General features: G+C 67.4%; 16 protein-coding genes. 7 read left to right on the top strand and 9 right to left on the bottom strand.

What is annotated here, in order from left to right; translation table 11 throughout:
• Positions 1 to 3 precede the first annotated feature (3 nt).
• Positions 4 to 255, bottom strand: coding sequence for a hypothetical protein (locus tag ACFY0T_RS05865; protein WP_388864968.1), 252 nt, complete (start codon positions 253 to 255; stop codon positions 4 to 6).
• A 30-nt stretch (positions 256 to 285) separates the two neighbouring features.
• Positions 286 to 1149, bottom strand: coding sequence for a peptidoglycan-binding protein (locus tag ACFY0T_RS05860; protein ID WP_388864966.1), 864 nt, complete (start codon positions 1147 to 1149; stop codon positions 286 to 288).
• A 194-nt stretch (positions 1150 to 1343) separates the two neighbouring features.
• Here ACFY0T_RS05860 and ACFY0T_RS05855 point away from each other — a divergent pair, with 194 nt between their 5' ends.
• The 7 genes from ACFY0T_RS05855 to ACFY0T_RS05825 all read left to right on the top strand — a co-directional run bounded on the left by ACFY0T_RS05855 (position 1344) and on the right by ACFY0T_RS05825 (position 5046).
• On the top strand, positions 1344 to 1670 hold the full coding sequence (locus ACFY0T_RS05855) for a hypothetical protein (protein WP_388864964.1): 327 nt from the start codon (positions 1344 to 1346) through the stop codon (positions 1668 to 1670).
• Between the two features lie 100 nt (positions 1671 to 1770).
• Positions 1771 to 1896: a hypothetical protein gene (locus ACFY0T_RS05850; protein WP_388864963.1), complete on the top strand. Its 126-nt coding sequence runs from the start codon at positions 1771 to 1773 to the stop codon at positions 1894 to 1896.
• The gene (locus tag ACFY0T_RS05845) at positions 1893 to 2045 is read left to right on the top strand and encodes a hypothetical protein (protein WP_388864961.1); all 153 of its coding nucleotides are present in this window, start codon (positions 1893 to 1895) and stop codon (positions 2043 to 2045) included. The genes ACFY0T_RS05850 and ACFY0T_RS05845 overlap by 4 nt, the downstream gene beginning before the upstream one ends.
• On the top strand, positions 2042 to 2989 hold the full coding sequence (locus ACFY0T_RS05840; RefSeq protein ID WP_388864959.1) for an NAD-dependent epimerase/dehydratase family protein: 948 nt from the start codon (positions 2042 to 2044) through the stop codon (positions 2987 to 2989). Before ACFY0T_RS05845 ends, ACFY0T_RS05840 begins: the two co-directional genes overlap by 4 nt.
• Position 2990: 1 nt before the next feature.
• Positions 2991 to 4007, top strand: a complete 1017-nt coding sequence (locus ACFY0T_RS05835; protein WP_388864957.1) for a glycosyltransferase family 4 protein — start codon at positions 2991 to 2993, stop codon at positions 4005 to 4007.
• Positions 4004 to 4864, top strand: a complete 861-nt coding sequence (locus ACFY0T_RS05830) for a hypothetical protein (RefSeq protein ID WP_388864955.1) — start codon at positions 4004 to 4006, stop codon at positions 4862 to 4864. Before ACFY0T_RS05835 ends, ACFY0T_RS05830 begins: the two co-directional genes overlap by 4 nt.
• Complete coding sequence (locus ACFY0T_RS05825) at positions 4864 to 5046, top strand: hypothetical protein (RefSeq protein ID WP_388864953.1); 183 nt, start codon at positions 4864 to 4866, stop codon at positions 5044 to 5046. Before ACFY0T_RS05830 ends, ACFY0T_RS05825 begins: the two co-directional genes overlap by 1 nt.
• A 77-nt stretch (positions 5047 to 5123) precedes the next feature.
• Here the strand turns inward: ACFY0T_RS05825 and ACFY0T_RS05820 are convergent, their stop codons facing one another.
• From ACFY0T_RS05820 to ACFY0T_RS05790, 7 genes are read right to left on the bottom strand one after another with little or no spacing between them, the layout of a single operon-like run.
• On the bottom strand, positions 5124 to 5321 hold the full coding sequence (locus ACFY0T_RS05820) for a hypothetical protein (RefSeq protein ID WP_388864951.1): 198 nt from the start codon (positions 5319 to 5321) through the stop codon (positions 5124 to 5126).
• 10 nt (positions 5322 to 5331) lie between these two features.
• A complete protein-coding gene (locus tag ACFY0T_RS05815) occupies positions 5332 to 6381 on the bottom strand; it encodes a hypothetical protein (RefSeq protein ID WP_388864949.1) in 1050 nt (349 codons plus the stop codon).
• A complete protein-coding gene (locus ACFY0T_RS05810) occupies positions 6374 to 6919 on the bottom strand; it encodes a hypothetical protein (protein WP_388864948.1) in 546 nt (181 codons plus the stop codon). Before ACFY0T_RS05810 ends, ACFY0T_RS05815 begins: the two co-directional genes overlap by 8 nt.
• Positions 6912 to 9776: a fibronectin type III domain-containing protein gene (locus ACFY0T_RS05805; RefSeq protein ID WP_388864946.1), complete on the bottom strand. Its 2865-nt coding sequence runs from the start codon at positions 9774 to 9776 to the stop codon at positions 6912 to 6914. Before ACFY0T_RS05805 ends, ACFY0T_RS05810 begins: the two co-directional genes overlap by 8 nt.
• Positions 9777 to 9781: 5 nt before the next feature.
• On the bottom strand, positions 9782 to 11422 hold the full coding sequence (locus ACFY0T_RS05800) for a hypothetical protein (protein WP_388864944.1): 1641 nt from the start codon (positions 11420 to 11422) through the stop codon (positions 9782 to 9784).
• Entirely contained in the window at positions 11422 to 16008 is a 4587-nt protein-coding gene (locus ACFY0T_RS05795; RefSeq protein WP_388864943.1) for a hypothetical protein, read from the bottom strand. Before ACFY0T_RS05795 ends, ACFY0T_RS05800 begins: the two co-directional genes overlap by 1 nt.
• A complete protein-coding gene (locus ACFY0T_RS05790) occupies positions 15998 to 16300 on the bottom strand; it encodes a hypothetical protein (protein WP_388864941.1) in 303 nt (100 codons plus the stop codon). Before ACFY0T_RS05790 ends, ACFY0T_RS05795 begins: the two co-directional genes overlap by 11 nt.
• Between the last annotated feature and the right edge of the window lie 42 nt (positions 16301 to 16342).

The raw sequence follows: 16342 nt of genomic DNA, 5'->3' as shown, positions 1-16342 counted from the left end.
GTCTCAGACGCCGGAGACGGTCGACGCAGAGTTCTTGTCGCCGAACGCGCGGGCCAGCATCCCCTTCACCAGGGAGCCGACGGCGGCGAGTCCGGCGGTGCCGACGGTCTGCCAGAGGGAGGCGTTGAACATGTCGCCAGGGCCTGCGGCGAGGGCGACGCTGCCCGCGGCGATGAGGAACGTCCAGATGACGCGTTCGCCGAGGTCCTTGGCGTAGGTCTGGGCGGTCTTGATGACGGTGGTGGGAGTGGACATGGCGGGTTCCTTCTCGGGGTGGGTTCAGGGTCAGACGTTGGGGACGTGGAGGAGATCCCAGGTGGTCTTGCCGGGCGGCCATTGCGCGGCGCTGCCGCTGTAGCCGCACTTGCGCTGCCACGCTTCGTAGGAGGCCTTGTCGCCGGAGCCGATGACGTCCTTGTTGGCCGACGACTGGTAGCGGTTGCAGCCCACGGCGACGAGCCGGTCGTGCATCGCGGCAACGATCGGCGACTTGCGGCCCATCACGAACCAGGAAGCGCCGGGGAAGGGCTCATACGTCGGCTTGGTGACGGGCGGAGCCGACGGCTTCGGCGCGGCGGGGAACGCGGGCCACGTCAGCGGGTCGGTGTGCTTGTTCTCTGGGACGCCCTTGTGTGGGTACCAGCCCGCCTTCGTCTCCCACGTGTACTCGTTGCGGGTGCAGTTCTCTGGACGGCCGTTGGGCCAGGCGTCCGGCACGCCCCAGGACTTCACCCAGGCGTGGAGTTCGCTCCAGCCCTTGCAGGGGGTGTCGTCGAGCTGCGCGTAGGTGACGCCGTTGACGCGGCAGTAGGGGAAGAACAGGGCTTCGATCTGGATGACGACGGATCCGGCCCGGTTGGTGCGGGTCGCGCCGGCCAAGTCGACGAGGCTCTTGGAGCGGGAGTTGGCGGGCACGAACTGGCAGACCCTGCCGGTGAACGGATCCCAGAGGACGTGCGGTGCGACCGTGCGCCCGCCGCCCGCGAAGTAGGAGCGCAGGTTTTCGTAGGGCACCAGGGCTACAGGGCTGGCGGCGGTGGCGTTCTTGTCCCACGTGATGTGGGCGATCGCTTTCGCGGGGCCGCCGTCGGTTGGGGCGTGGTCTCCGATGTCGAGCTTCTGTGCGCCCGGCATCCATAGCTCTGCCATGCGGGTCTCCTCAGTACGGCCTATACCTTGGAATCGTAGCCTGAACCCCGTCATTAACCTACGAATCACAGGTATCGTTGCGGTAGGTCCTGGCTCAGAGGATCCGTGGCAGGGGTGTGGCCGTGCGGGTCTGCACCCCTGCCACACCAAAACCCGCGCCCCACCCGCACACGCACCCGCACAGGAGTACGCCCATGGCTCAGTACCGCAAGCGCCCCGTCGAGATCGAAGCTGTCCAGCTCCGCTGGGACACCTGGAGCGAAGTCTGCGAGTTCGTCGGTGAGTTCCCTGACGGCATGCGCGGGGTGTACGTCGACGAGAACGACAAGCCGCGTGACGACTTCCCCGGGGACCGACCCGACGGTCGCGTCGCCCGTATCGGCCTGCTCATCCCCACCCTTGAGGGCACCATGCTCGCCGTCGAAGACGACTGGATCATCCGGGGCGTCAAGGGCGAGCTGTATCCCTGCAAGCCGGACATCTTCGCCGTGACCTACGAAGCGATCGGCGCTCCCTCATGAACGCCGTCTGCGCCGCGCTGGCGCTCCTGTTCGCCTACCTCGCCCTCGCGCAGCCCGTCGAGGCGCAGATCGAGTACGCGACCGTCACCTGGAGTTCGCGATGAGCCAGTCGAACGACGACACCGGGCGCCGCTGCCCCCGCTGCGACTGCCCCGACGGTGCCGAGCAGTGCGACCACTGCAAGGTCTGCCCCTATGCCCGCCCGGCCAGCAAGGAGCAGTCGTGAACACCGCCATCGCCATCACGGCGATCATCGCCGCCGTAGCCGTCATCAACTCGGCGATCATCGCCGCCCGCGACACAGCCAAGGCCAAACACCAGACCGCCGCGCACTGCAAGACCTGCACATGCGACAAGAACAAGGAGCAAGCATGAAGATCGGCGTCACCGGCGGGCAGGGCTTCATCGGCTCATGGATCCGCACCGAGCTGCTACGACGCGGGCACCAGGTCGTCGTCTTCGACCGCAACCCGCGCACCGAGATGGCCGCTGGTGAGGAGTTCTTCCTCGGCGACATCCGCGACGAGACGGCCGTCGTCGAACTCGCCGCGCACGTCGAGGGCATTATCCACCTGGCTGCCGTTCTCGGCACGCAGGAGACCATCGGGAATCCGCGGCCGTCCGCCGACACGAACATCCGAGGCAGCCTCAACGTCTTCGAGGCCGCCAACCAGTACGGGCTCCCGGCCGTTTACGCCGGTGTCGGGAATGCGTTTATGAGGGACCTCGGCACCGGCTCCTACACGATCAGCAAGACCGCTGCCGAGGACTACGCCCGCATGTTCAACGCCTACCGTGGCGGCCGGATCACGATCGTCCGCCCGGTCAACGCCTACGGCCCTGGCCAGAGTGTCGCCGCCCCCTACGGCACGAGCAAGGTGCGGAAGATCCTCCCCGCTTTCACGTGCCGTGCCCTCACCGGCGCGCCCCTCGAGGTGTACGGCGACGGCACCCAGGTCAGCGACTGCGTGTACGTCGGCGACGTCGCCCGCACCTTCGCTCAGGCCCTCGAGCACACGGCAGAACACAGTCCCGCCAAGGCGCCTGTCGAGGTCGGCCCGCTCGAGTCGTGCACCGTCAACGACATCGCCCGCCTCGTCGGCGAAGAAGCCGCCCGGATCACCGGCCGCGAGCCCGCCGCCATCAAGCACCTGCCCATGCGCCCGGGCGAAGTCCCCAACGCCGTCGTCTCCTCCGACACCAGCACCCTCCAGCAGATCGGGATGACGGCCGCAGACTTCGTGCCGCTCGACGAGGGCATCCACCACACCGTCCGCTACTACGCCGAGCAGTGGCTCCCCGGCTACCTGGCGGCCTGACGTGCGCATTCACATGTGGTCCGCCGACGAGGCAGGATCGGCCTTCTATCGGGCGATCCTGTCCGGCATGAGCCTGCAGTGGCTCGGCCACGCCGTGTCTGGCGGCATGCGGCTCCCCCAGGACTGGCCCGCCCTGGACGCGGTCGTCGGCTGCCGTGTCGCCAAGCAGGAGCCCAGCCTCATGTGGAAGCGCCTCAAAGAGGACGGCAAGCGGCTCGTCCTCGACCTGGACGACGACTACTTCCACCTCGACCCCGCCAACCAGGCCGCCGTCCGCACCTGGGACAAGGCGATGCTGCAGCGGCTCGCCGACAATATGGCGCTCGCCGACCTCGTCACCTGCTGCTCCGAGCCACTGGCCGCAGTCCTCCGCGACTATGCGGATGACGTCAGAGTCATCCCCAACGGACTGCCAGCCCAATACCTGGGCACCCCCCGCGACTATGAGGCCGCAGGCCGGCCCCTCTTCGTCGGCTGGGCCGGCACATCGAGCACCGTCGCTGAACTCCCGGAAGCCGTCCGCGCGCTGAACCGCATCGCGACCTACCCGCGGCCTGGCGGCGTGCAGGTCCGCGTCGTCGGCATCAGCCCCGAGCACGCGATGTCGCTCGGGCTGCGGGGCCGGCGAGTCGGCGCGCTCGGCTGGGTCGAGCGGCACGAGCACTATCTGCAGGCGGTCGCCGAGTTCGACGTCTGGGTTGCGCCGTACCGGGATATCCCCTTCAACCGGGCGAAGTTCGCGACGAAGTATCTGGAGTCGTCGATGCTCGGTATCCCGTTGATCGCTTCCGACATCGAGCCGTACCGGGCGGTGATCCGCCACGGCGAGAACGGGTTCCTGGTGCGCCGTGAGCACGAGTGGGGGCGCTATCTCAAGCAGCTCGTCGACGATCCCGGGCTGCGGCAGCAGATGGGCATGGCCGCCCGCGCAGAGGCTTCTGGGGCGATCCTCCAGGCCATCAACGTGCAGTGGCAGGCGGCGCTCTCAGTGCCCGCCGCAGAGAGGAACGCAGCATGATCGACGGTAAGCGCGTGATCGCCTGGACGCCCTACGGCAGGCGGCGCACCTTCAGCATCCTCGCCAAGTACCTGGAGCGGGACGTCAGACGCGGCCTGATCGACGAGGCCTGGGCGTACATGAACACCGACCCGCAGGGCCAGGAAGACGACATCGCCTACGCGCACGAACTCGCCGAGCAGCACGACTGGTTCAAGCTCCTCCACCGGCCCGAAGGCGTCAGCCTCGGTCACCTGCCCAAGCAGCGGTACACGGGTCTGGCTTACCGGTACATGACCGACCCGGACGCCATCTATCTGCGTCTGGACGACGACGTCATCTACCTGCACGACGATGCCGTCGAAAACCTGGTGCGGGCCCGTATCCAGATGCCTGCGCCGATCGCGGTGTTCCCGGTCATCTTCAACAACGCGATCTGCTCCCACTTCCTGCAGGCCTGCGGGAAGGTCCCCCTGGAGTGGGGTGCTGTGGGCCCGTACTGCATGGACCCCACCGGCTGGGCCAACGGGCCGTTCGCCGTCAAGCTCCACGAGATGCTCATGGATCACATCGAGGCGGGCACGGTCGAAGACCTGTACCTCTACCAGGACTTCCCGCTCGCGCCCGGCACCCAGTTCTCCGTCAGCTGCTTCGCTAGCCGCGGCGAGGACTACGCCGCCCTCCCCCAGCCGGGCGTCCTCGTTCCGGACGAGGAGGAGTCGTGGCACACGGTGCACCAGCCGCTCGCCACGGGCCGGCCGAACATCCTCCGCGGCGACTCGATCGTCAGCCACTGGAGCTTCTTCCCCCAGCATCCCTTCCTGAATGCCACGGATCTCCTCGACCGGTATCGGGAACTCGCAGACAAGGTGGCGTGATGGCCCAGCAAATCAGCCCCGAGGCGGCGCTCAAGGCGTTCCGGCAGCGCCACGGTGAGCTCGCCGACGAGAACATCCTCCTCAAGGCCCTCGTCAGCGAGCTGGAGGCGGCGAACGAACGCCTCCGTAACGGCGAGCCGGACCAGCAGCCGATGGCGGGCCCGGCTGACCTACTGGGCTAGCGGCGCAGGACGTGGACGAGGGCAATCACGCCGACCTCAATAGCCATGATGATCTCGAACAGGGACATGGCGGCCTCCTAGATCGTCTGCTGCGTGACGCTGTACTGGGTTGCGGTTGCGGTGGCGATGCCCGAGAGCCCGCGCAGGTGGTTCTTGATGACGTCCACCAGTACGGCCTCGTCGACAGGGACGCTTCCTCCGATGGTCAGGTCGACCTGGACGTTGTTCTCCCGGTCGGCACTCTCGGCGTCGATGGTGATGTGTGGGTAGTCCATGGATCTCTCCTTATGCGACGCGGGTGAGCTGCATCCACGAGTCGGTTCGCAGGATGGTGGCGGTGGCGTCGGTACTGGCCTGGGACCACTGGACGGCGAACGTGCCGGCGGATGAGGTGCGGACGACACCCATGATCTGGATTGCCTGGTTGGTGGTGTCTCCGCCGTAGGAGCGGGGCTGCGTGGTACCGATGTCGTTGGTGTTCATGCGGACGGTGAAGCCGTCGATGCCGACGGAGGCACCGACGCCGCGGCCGAGGCCGGTGCCTTGCCAGGATCCGGCGGCGCCGGACGGCTGCGTGAAGGCGACGTTGATGTCGCCGGTGGTGCCTGCCTGGTAGACGATGTAGGCGTAGATGATGTAGGTGGCGCTGGCGGCGAGCGAGACCGTGAGGTGGGGGTCGTCGGTCATGGTCACGGTGCTGGCGCGTGACGTGTCGGCGGTCTTGCGTGCGAAGAGGCTCTGCCCGATGCCGGACACGGTGAGGTTGCCGGTGACGCTGGCGTTCCCGGCCACGCTCAGGTTGAGGTCGACGGTGAGTGAGTCGTTGGTGCGGAGGACGTTGGCGGTGTCGCGGAACAGGTTGGTGTCGACTGCGGTGGTGCCGCTGGACCAGTCGAGGCGGCCGTCGGCGCGGATGGTGAGGCGGGAGACGGAGTCGCCGGTGGCGCGGCTGGCCATGATGTAGTCGCCGGTCGCGCTGGACAGCAGGGCGACGTAGCTGGCCGTAGAGCCTGAGGCGCCGATGTTGACTTGCTTGCCTGCAGCCAACTTCAGGTTGTTGTTGAACGTGGCGCTGCTGTTGGGGATCTCCACCCAGGACGCGGATGCGGGTGCGGTCCCGTTGGAGAACAGTGTCCGGTACGCCGTGTCCGATTCGGCGATCGGCTTGCCAGCGTAGGGGGTTGCGGGGCGGGTGCTGGAGGTGACGACCTGGAAGCCGACCGCGTTGTCGACCTTGTCCCAGTTCTGGCCGATGTCCTGCGTGTAGTTGACGAGCTCGGACCCGTCCGACTTGGACTTGTAGAGGGCGAGGCGGGTGGTGGACGGATCAGGCACGAGGCACCTCCAGGGCGGTCGAGAGAACAGGTACGGGGAGGTCCCCGTACAGCAGCTGCCAGCGGTGGATGTCGACCCGCTCCCGCTTCGCGCGCAGCCCGCTCGCCGTGATGCCGTGGTTGGCGCGGATCACATCCAGCGGGTTCTTGCCCTTCGACGGCGGCCGGACTTGCGCCCGGACCTGTTTGGCGTCGTCGATGCGCAGCCGGTGGGAGGTCAGCGCGTCAGCGGTCGATGCCGCGTTGAAGAGAGTGATCGGCTCAGCGTCAGGGCTGGCGGAAGTGACCAGCCCTACCCGCGCTGCCGCGTCGTCGCGGTCTGGCTGGTCGGGCAGGTGCGGCTCGTGGAGGATCATGTCGAGGATCTCGTCGACGTCCGTAAGCCCGTATTCGGCGGCCCGCCATTCCAGGGTGTCCTTGGGGAAGACGTACCCGGATCCGTTGCCGTCCTGGTCAATCTTGTGGACGAGCCAGCGGGGCACGCCGTTGGTGAGGCGCTCGGTCACCCAGTCGACGGTGTAAATCCTGAGGTCAGACACGGTAGCTCCAGACGCCAATGGATGGTTGCCCGGACGATGTGCCGACGGTCACGGTGAGTCCTGTGCTGTTGGATGATGTAACTTGCCAGGTCCGCAGCGTGGTGTGACGGAGGGTCACCAGGGGCGTCATGGTCGACGCCATCGTGGCGCCGTATCCCAGGGACAGGGCTACGTCACCGGAGGCGCCGAAGGGCTCGTTGGCGGTCCAGATGCCGTCGGTACTTGAGGCTGAGACGAAGTCGGCCCACTGGCCGATGTGACGGGTCCGACCGCTCTCGAACTGGAACTCGTTCGCAGTGGCGTCGGTGCCGTCGTTCCAGCCGACCTGCGCCACGCTGCCGTCCGCGTAAAAGCGACCGCCCTCCACGCCCGCCCGGTTGAATCCCGCGTAGAGGGCGCCTGGAGCCGCCCACACATAGCCGCCGCGCCGCTGCAAGTTGTCGGTCCGCGTGACTTCCAGCTGGGCAACGCTGGTGTTGAGGAGTATGCGGGACTGCACCTCGACGCCCGCATCGTCGTAGGGGCTGCTGTTCACGCCAAGCGCGATGTCCGTGCCCGCGGAGAAGGCGTTGATGAAGCCGTAGTCGGTGCCCGTGTTGGCGTACCAGCGGATCTCCGGCAGCAGTGTCGCCGTGGGGTTGATCTCGATGCGCTTGCCTGCCGTGCCCGACTTGAGCTGGCCGATGATGGACACGGATCCGTCCGCGCCTGCGATGGCGACGGTCTGTGTTCCGGCAGCGTTCCAGGCCCCGATGCCACCGGAGTTGAGTTCGACCCTGGCGCCAGTGTCGGCGGTCTTGATGCGGGCGCCCACAATGAAGTCCGCGTTGATCGTTCCGGCGGTGACCTTGGAGACGGTCAGGTCGGAGATGTGCGCGTCGTCGATCAGCAGCGCCGTCGCGCTCGCAGCGTCCGATGGCCCGGAGCGGTTGCCGGTGATGTCGACCGCCACCACCCGGATGTACGTCGGCACCACCGACTCGACGTTGAACGTCGCGACCACCGGGATCTGCGCCTGGATCATCCCCGCCGTGGCCTTCACCTTGCCCAGCCGGTTGGAGTCGGACGGGGTGAATGTCGGCTCGTAGTCGCCGTACACCTCGAGATGATCGATGTCGCTCTCGAGGTTGTAGGTGCCGCCCGAGCTTTTGCCGAGCGTGTGGGTGACCTGCACGGCAATCCGTGACGCGGCCACCGACGGCGCGGCCGGCGTTGAGGGCGGGAGGTTGTCGGCGGAGGCGACGAACGTGGTGGTCGGGGACCAGGCGCCCGTGTTGCCGGTCTTGTCGACGGCACGGATCTGGACGTCGTAGCCGACGCCCGGGGAGAGATCCTGCAGTTGGGCCGTGGTCTCGCCCCAGGCGACGAACATCGTCTGCCAGTCGCCGTCGGGTGCGGCGAACGGCTGCGCCCACGACTGCAGGTCTTGCCATCTGACCTGCGACACCTGGGTCCAGGTGGCGGGGTAGAGCATGTCGGTGTCGATGGCGTAGCGGATCTCGTAGTGGTCGCCGTCGAGCACGGTGGAGCCGTCGACGTTCAGTGGCGCGTTCCACGAGAGGATGACGCGGGCCCGAGTGAAGCCCCTGTTGTCCAGGTACGCGGAGCCGAGGAACGGCTCCACGAACACCGGCTGCGCGGGCGTGGACGTATCGGCGTTGGGGCGGGATCCGACAGGCTCCGTCGAGGAGTTAGTGAGCTGGCGACTGAAATCGCCGACGGTCACCGTACTGGTGGTGTCGGTTTCGAACTCGACGTAGTTCGTCAGGTCGGTCCAGGTGCCGTCGGCGGCCCGGTAGGCGACCGTGTACCCCTCGGTGACAGCCCAGGAAGTCTCGGTGACCTGCAACTTGATCGGGTTGAGCCGCATCCCCCGGAAGGTGATCTCCGTGGTGGTGTCGACGAGCCCCGAGTCCGGGTCGTACACCCACACCCGGTCGCCCACCACGAAGGTCCCGTGCACGTCGTAGTCGGCGGTCGACAGTTGCAAGGCGTTCCGTGTCGACGTGAACTGCGACAGTTGCAGCTGCGCCCGGATGCTGGCATTGCTCGTCGCCGTATCCGACTCCGACACCAGCCTGGTCAACTTCAGCGTGTGGCCGTGGATGTCCTTGTACGGGGTCGCCGGGGAGATGTCCGCAGCACCGGTGGCGATGCTGTCGCCCTCCCCCTCGGCAAGGAGAACGACCCGGGTGGTGTAGTCCTCGACATCCCGGGTGACGTCCAGGCTGCCAGGCAGAGCGCGCAGCGCCATGTCCTCGCCCGCCCCCTTCGTCACGATGACGCACGTCGGGTTCGTAACGAAGAGATTGCTGTCCGGGCCGGCATCCAGCGTCCCGTTGCCGTTGACCCGCCACGAGACGGGCACGGAGGTGGTGGACATGGTGTCGCACACGTACTGGATGGCGGTGCGCGGCGACTCGTAGAGGTGCCGTCCGGTGTAGGTGCCGGACACCGAGTAGATGGTGCCCGCGGTGACTGCCCCCGCGCCAGAGGCCGGCAGCAGCATGTTGATCGTGGAGGCGAACGACGCGGACGCGGGCTCGACAGCGTTCTCGTAGACCGAGCCCTTGCCGTCCTCGTCGCCGAGCCAGAACGCCATGCCGACGCCCCCGACACTGACGTCGTCCTGTGGCGCGTTGGTGCGCCCGTCGTCGCCGATCGTCTTCGTGCGGACGACGCCGACGTAGCGGGCCGCGGTCAGCAGGTTGTCGCCGTACTGCAGCGGATCGAGCCGGCCAGGGATGATCGCGACGTGGCCGAAGTAGTCGATCGCGTCGAGGACATTGCGCGGCACTGCTGGCAGGAGTTTGAGCTCCCAGGAGCCGAGGGCTTTGAGGACTTCCTGAACGGCCACGCGCGCTACCTCCGGACTCCGTAGACGGCTTCCGGCATTGCGGCCACGTAGTGGTCACGCAGGTCGGTGGCGGCGTCCCCGGAGGGTGTGGCGGCGCGCAGCCGCAGATCGTCGCCGTACAGCAGGACACCCGCGCCGGGGGTGCCCCCCATGGAGTACACGAGGGTGGCGTAGGCGGCGTTGGCGGGGGCGGTGAACGTCTGGTCGTAGAACAGCCATGCACCGGTTGCGGGGACGGTGGAGTTCGACGAGGTCGACAGGTATGCGTGCGCGGCGTCGAACCAGTTGATGTTCACCCCGGCGCCCGTGGGAATGGCGGCAGGGGCGAACAGCCAGCCCGACGCCCGGTACATGGCGCCAGTGGTGACGGCGACTTGGCTGGTCTCGCCGCGGGGGGCTGCGGCAGCGGTAGAGGTGAGGAGTCCCGACCAGGTGCCGTATTTAGCCTGGGCGTTGCTGCGGGTGAGGGTGGCGGAGGTGGCAGTCCAGCCGGCGGTGTCCACCTCGAATGTCGGGTTGCTGTTCAGGGTGGCCTGGGAGGCGACGGCGCCGATCCAGAAGTCCAGACCCGTTGTCGCGGCCTTGATGACGCCGCCGTTGGCGTGCGCGGTGAACGTGCGGGCGGAGCCGATCGCATACTTGTTGCCGTCGGCGTCATCGTTGGTGGCCACCAGGTAGGACGTGTTGTTCGTGGCGGCCTCGGCAGTAGAGCGGTAGGCGCAGAGGGTGTTCGCGGTGCCGACTTGGAGGTAGCCCTCGATGATGCGGGAGCCGCGGCGCAGTGTCAGATCCAGCGTCGCCCGACCCGGCGAGAGGCCCTTGGTCAACCTGAGAATGCACATCTCGGGGTCGTTGCGGAGTAGCGTCGCCCCGTCCCACGATGTGATCGAGGAGGCGGATCCGGCGACGGAGGCGTTCCACAGCTTTGAGGCGTAGGCGCCGCCGCTGTACGTCTGCACGTCGAGGGTGGCCGATGCGCTGGTGGTGACGTTGACGAGCCCGTTCGACATGGACCACCCGGTGGCGGCGAGGGGCACGTCGACGCCGTACACCTCCTGGCTGCCCGTCGTGGTCACCTTGACGCGGCCCGTCAGGTAGCTGGTGGGTGCGCAGCCCCACCGCGGGGAGACGTTGGCGGGCACGCCGCGGTAGACGGTGATCGCGCCGTCGGCGCCGGTGCGGCTCATCGTGGTCGCGTTCGTGGCCCCGGTGTAGTAGGCGTAGTGGCCGATCGGTGGGGCGTGCCAGCGCTCCCCCGTCAGGGCGAAGTCGTTGAGTCTCACGGCGCCCGTCAGCCTGCTCTGCAGGTCGGTTTCGGCGTCGGAGCCGACCCGGTCAAGGGACACCTTCCAGGAGGCGGTGACCGTCTCGTTGAGGTACTCGGTGTATGTCGACGAGGCGCTGCTGACGGTGTAGTAGCCGTTGCGTTCCGGCTTGTCGGTGAAGGTGACGGGGATGACCTGGCCGGGAATCAGCGAGTTGATGCCGTCGTGTCGGGCGATGACCTGGGCGCGGGTGAGTGGCGGATAGGACTCCTGCCCTTCCAGGTCGAGGCCGCGGTCGCTGCCGCCGGACTCGCTGGCGGTGAACGTCTCCCTGAGGGGGATGCGGCCGAGTTGGAGGTCGCCCCAGTTGAACAAGGCCATCAGGCACGGCTCCTATCGGACTTGCGGATGGCTTCCTTCATCTCGGCTACGAGGGCGTTCGCGGCGGCCCTCCTGGACGCGGGGCTGGAGAAGTCGAAGGTCCCGTTCACGTTGATCGCCTGGATGGTGACCCCGCCGCCGCCGTGCACCAGCTGCTCGAACATCGCGGTCTGCTGGGGGTCGAGGATCCGTTCGGGCCTGCCGGTGGCGTTGACGGCCATGGTGGCGCCGGGCTGGAGCAGGCCGCCGGAGTCGTACTTGGTGGCGGGCTTGAAGCCCCAGCGGGAGGTGAACAGCCCGTCGTGGGCGCCGCGGGCGCTCTTGCCCATGTGCACGCCACGGCCGCCGGAGCTCTCCACATTCATCCCGGCCAACGTGCCTGCCGTGTGACCCACCCCGGCATTGGTGATCCCGATTTCGAAGGGTGAGTTCAGGTTGCGGACCCAGCCGGACGGGCCGCGGTTCCCGGAGAACGCGCCCGTCGCCCAGCGGCGGTGCGGGTGCTCGCCGCGGATGACGCTCTCAATCGCCGACATCAGACCACTGCAGTCCCAGCTGGGATTGCCGTTACCCGCCCACTGGTACGCCTTCCCGTTCTGGGTCTTCACCCAGGCCAGCGCCTTCTGCACGGCGGGACCGCCGACGGCCTTCTTGTCCTCGTTGCCGAACCAGCCGAGCATGCCGTCGACGGCTTTGTTGGCGAGGCCGCGCATCAGGTTGCCGATGCCGCTGCCGGGGATCTGGTTGATGAGCGGGCGGACGAGCGCAGTGAGGGCCTTGCGTGCGGCGGCCTGCAGCCCGCCGAGGACGAGGTCTTTGCTCCATGAGTAGGCGGAGCTGACGGCGCCTCCGATCGCCCCGGTGACTTTCCCGATGATGCCGCCGCTGCCGTACTTCTGGGTGGCTTGGTGGCGTTCGCGTTCCTGCTGACTGGTGGGGTTGCCGCCGGTCTTGGTGGGCCGGTCGCGGCCGAGCATGGCGTCGATACCGCGATGTCCGCCGAGCGCGGCGACCTGGCTGTTGGAGAGGATGCGTTCGCCGGGGGTGAGCATGGCGGGGACGGTGTCGCGGTTGCCGGTGCCGGGGACGACGCCGCCGCGGTTGAAGTTCAGGGGGATCGCAGGGAGGGTGATCTTTGAGCTGATCTTTCCGGCGATCGAGTTCCACATTTTGCGAATGCCGTTGTTGTAGACCGTTCCCACCACGAACTTGATGGGTGCACTGATCTTCGACTTGACGCCGTTCCAGATGGTGCCGAGCGAGTCCCGCAGCGTGGAGAACGCGGACTTCATGCCGTTCTTGAAGCTGGTGATCTTGCCGCTGATCGTGGAGAAGATCGACGTGATCTTGTCGCGGACCCCGTTCCACAGGCTGTTCCACGTGTTGGTGATCGACGTCTTCAGACTGGTGACGCTGTTCTTGAAGCTGCTCCAGGCGTTACTGAAGGCCGACTTGAGGCCGCCCCAGAAGCTGTTCCACTTGTCGCGGACCGTGTTCCACAGCGAGTTCCAGATCGAGACGACCCCGTTCTTCAGGTTCGTAAAGATCTCCTTGGTCTTGTCCCACAGCCCCTTGAAGAAGCCGACGATCGCGTGGACCAGGTCGGGGATGATGCTGTGCCCGACCAGCACGTCGTACAGCCACTTGAACTTGTCGACGATCCAATGCACGCCCGCCGTGATGCCGTCGACGAACTTGGTGATCCACCCGATGACCGTCGTGATCACCGGCACGAGGATGCCGATCGCGCCCGCCAGGACAGTCGAGAACAGCTGAGCCAGCTGGATGATCAGCGGCAGCAGGGGGGTGAGGACCTGCATCGCCAGCTGCAGCAGCGAAAGGGCCAACTGGGCCAGCGGCGGAATCAGCGGGATGAGCGCCGAGATGATCTGCGGGAACATCGGGGCGAGTGCGGCGAGGAACTGCCCGAACATGCCGACGACCGGGACCAGTGCGGTGATCACCGGAGCGAGTCCCTGGGCGAGCGCGGCGACAAGGGACACGAGCGAGCCGCCGAGCGACTTGATGATCGGTGCGATCGCGGTGATGATCGCCGCCAGGACTTCACCGATGGGCTGCAGCAGAGGCATCACCGCCTGCACCAGGCCGATCAGCACCTTGCCGATGTCCTTGATGACAGGCAGCAGCGCGTCCATGATCGGCATGAGTGCTTTGCCGAGCGCCTCCGCCAACTCGGCCAAGACGGGCCCGAACTTTTCGGCAAGCTCCGTGATCACCGGGGCCAGTGCGGCGAGCAGCGGCAGCACCGCCTGGATCACGGCACCGAGCGTCGTCGCAAACAGCTTCGCGATCGCGTTGACCGCCTGGAAGATACTGGTCAGCGCCTTCTGAACTTCCGGCATCGCGGTGATTTTGCGGAGTTCCTTGAACGTCGCCCCGAGGCCGCCCAGCGCGTCACCGCCGCCGGCTGCGGCAGCCTTCATGATGTTGCCGAGGGTCCCGAAGATGTCGCCGATCAGATGCCCGAACTGCTTGGCGATGTCGACGGCCTGGTTGATGGCGTCCTCAAGGTGGCCGGACTTGAACGCGTCCGCGAGCTTCTGGGAGATCCGGTCGGCTGCTCCACCGGCCGCCGTGGTGAGCCGGGCGAACGCAGGGCTGGCGGCAACAGAGATCTGAGCGAGGGCGGTGACGAACTGGCCGGGGACCTTTGCGAGGGGCTTGAGGCCCTCGTTGAGGCCGGCGAACATCTGCTTCAGCGTGCCGGTCTTGGCGAGTTCGGTGACCGCGCTGGCCGCGTTCTTCGCCATCGTGTTCAGGACCGTTGCCGTGCCTGTCAGGCCGGTCGTGAGGGACGGCAGGATGGCCGTCGACATGGTCGTGAACGTCGCTCCGAGGCCCGCGAACAGGGCGTTCTGTACGTCGAGTTTCAATGCCCGCCACGCGCCCGCCTGGGCGAGGACGGCGTTGACGAACTCCCGTGCGTTGGGGGCGAGTTTCGCCATGGCGTCGGCAACCTTGTTGGTCGCCGTGGCGCCGGATGTCTGCGCGTCCGCGAGCGCCCTTGCCGCATCGGCGACGGCCGCCTGCGCGTCCGCGATCTGCCGCGCCCCGTCCACCGCGGCCTTCCGTGCGGCCTCGCGGGCGTCTGCGACATCCCGTTCGGCCTTCGCGATCTTCTGGGCGCCGTCGACCTGGGTGCGGGCCGCCTCAATCTGGGCGTCCTTGAGCTCGCGTGTCTTGTCGGTGACGTTCTGCTGGGCTCCAGCGAGACGGTCCTGTGCGTTCTTGACCTGGTCGGAGCCCTCAACGCCGGCCTTGTTCGCGGCGGCTGCGTCCTCGGCGAGGCGCTTCTGTCGAAGTTCGATCTCGGACAGGTGTTGGACGGCCTGGTCGTAGTTGAGCTGGGCTTCGTCCCGCTGTTGCTGTGTGGCCTTCGGGTCGGCCAGCACCTTGTTGAGCTCGTCCTGCGCGTCCTGGACTTGGAGGACCGCGTCGCGGCGGTCGAGTTCGGCGTCCTTCTGCTGGTTCGCCAGGTCCTCGAGCTGGCGGGCGGCGTCCTTGCGGGCCTGCGTGAGGTCTTCCTGGGCCTGCTTTGCATCCTTCTGTGCCTGGGTGAGGTCGCGTTCGGCCTGGGCGACCTGCTCGGCCGCGCGCCGGTTGGAGTCGGCGACGTCCGAGACGGTGTTCTTCAGGTTGAGTTGGGCGTCCTTGATCTGCCGGGCCGCCTGCACGCGGGCTGCCGCAGCCGCTACCTCCGCATCCTTCACTCCCTGCTGGGCCTTGGCGAGGGATCGCTCGGCGTTCTCGACCTGCCGGATGCTCTTGGTGGCCGCGCCCGCACTGGACGTCGCCGGGGCGAACGCGGCCTTGAAGGCATCACCGATCCCGGACGTGCCGACCTTGATGGCTGCGAATGCCGCGCCCAGAGAGAGGACCGCGGGTGCTGCCAAAGCAGCCGCAGGGCCCATAGCGGCGAGGGACTGGCCGAGGGAGGCAATCGTGGGCAGGGCGCCGACACCGATCGCGACCAGGCGGGCCAGGCTCGACGACAGCATGCCCATGCCGCCACCGCCGCCACCGCCGAGGCTGGTGAGCATCGAGATCGCGGATCGGTCGACGTCGACGCGCACGTTCATGCGCCGGTCACGGGTCAACAGGTCCAGGCGCGCCCTGGCCGCCGCCGTGTCGGCGTCCGCGACAACCCGCATGGTGCGGCGCCGGGTGAGGTTTGCGATGTCGTCGGCTGCGACCCGGGTGTCGACGTCGATACCGATGCGGACCCTGCGGCGCTGTGTCAGGTTGCGGATCTCATCGGCCGCGACGCGGGTGTCCGCAGTGGCGAGGATCCGGACCGTGCGGTCTTTGGTGAGTGCGTCGAGCTTGGCCGTGACTCGGCGCACTGACGTCTCAGACAGGTCGGCGTCAATGACCGCCTTGAGGACGGTCCGGCTGTGCTCGTCGGCAAAGCGGCGCAGCTTGGCGAGGGCGGCAGTGTCGTCGATGTCGAGGGTGACGGTGGCCGTGTTCTTCTTCGACTTCAGGCGCGCCATCGCGCGGTCGTAGTTCGACTCGTCGGCGCCGACCTCGACGTAGCCCTCAGCGATCCTGAAGCTACCCGCCACCTGCTCCTCCGCTCACGATTCCGGGGAACATGACCCGGAACGCCGTCAGCGAGACTTCCTTCGTCTCGCTGCCGCCCTGTTGGGCGGGCTGGGTTCTGCTGGTGCGGGTGGTTGTGCTGCTCGTGCGGTCTTGCTCTTGGTCGACGCGGGCCGCCATCACGCCCTGGTAGGCGGTGAGCCGGTGCGCGAGGGCGAAGTAGCGGGGGCCGTCGACCTCTTGCTCACGGAGGTCAATGCCGTAGATGGCCAGGAAGTCCGCATCCAAGTCGTCTTCGTGGTCGAGGACCCACATGACCTGGCCGAGCCGGTCCGCGATCGCGTCCAGCCAGCCCTG

Source organism: Streptomyces sp. NPDC001530 (assembly GCF_042894545.1).
Lineage (GTDB): Bacteria > Actinomycetota > Actinomycetes > Streptomycetales > Streptomycetaceae > Streptomyces.
This window is presented reverse-complemented; position numbering and strand designations above follow the sequence as displayed.

What these genes read in the sequence shown, in the direction of transcription:
- ACFY0T_RS05790 (WP_388864941.1), bottom strand. Translation starts at nt 16,300, where the DNA reads ATGTGGGTCCTCGACCACGAAGACGACTTGGATGCGGACTTCCTGGCC.
- ACFY0T_RS05820 (WP_388864951.1), bottom strand. Translation starts at nt 5,321, where the DNA reads ATGGACTACCCACACATCACCATCGACGCCGAGAGTGCCGACCGGGAG.
- ACFY0T_RS05865 (WP_388864968.1), bottom strand. Translation starts at nt 255, where the DNA reads ATGTCCACTCCCACCACCGTCATCAAGACCGCCCAGACCTACGCCAAG.
- ACFY0T_RS05825 (WP_388864953.1), top strand. Translation starts at nt 4,864, where the DNA reads ATGGCCCAGCAAATCAGCCCCGAGGCGGCGCTCAAGGCGTTCCGGCAG.
- ACFY0T_RS05840 (WP_388864959.1), top strand. Translation starts at nt 2,042, where the DNA reads ATGAAGATCGGCGTCACCGGCGGGCAGGGCTTCATCGGCTCATGGATC.
- ACFY0T_RS05830 (WP_388864955.1), top strand. Translation starts at nt 4,004, where the DNA reads ATGATCGACGGTAAGCGCGTGATCGCCTGGACGCCCTACGGCAGGCGG.
- ACFY0T_RS05800 (WP_388864944.1), bottom strand. Translation starts at nt 11,422, where the DNA reads ATGGCCTTGTTCAACTGGGGCGACCTCCAACTCGGCCGCATCCCCCTC.
- ACFY0T_RS05850 (WP_388864963.1), top strand. Translation starts at nt 1,771, where the DNA reads ATGAGCCAGTCGAACGACGACACCGGGCGCCGCTGCCCCCGCTGCGAC.
- ACFY0T_RS05855 (WP_388864964.1), top strand. Translation starts at nt 1,344, where the DNA reads ATGGCTCAGTACCGCAAGCGCCCCGTCGAGATCGAAGCTGTCCAGCTC.
- ACFY0T_RS05860 (WP_388864966.1), bottom strand. Translation starts at nt 1,149, where the DNA reads ATGGCAGAGCTATGGATGCCGGGCGCACAGAAGCTCGACATCGGAGAC.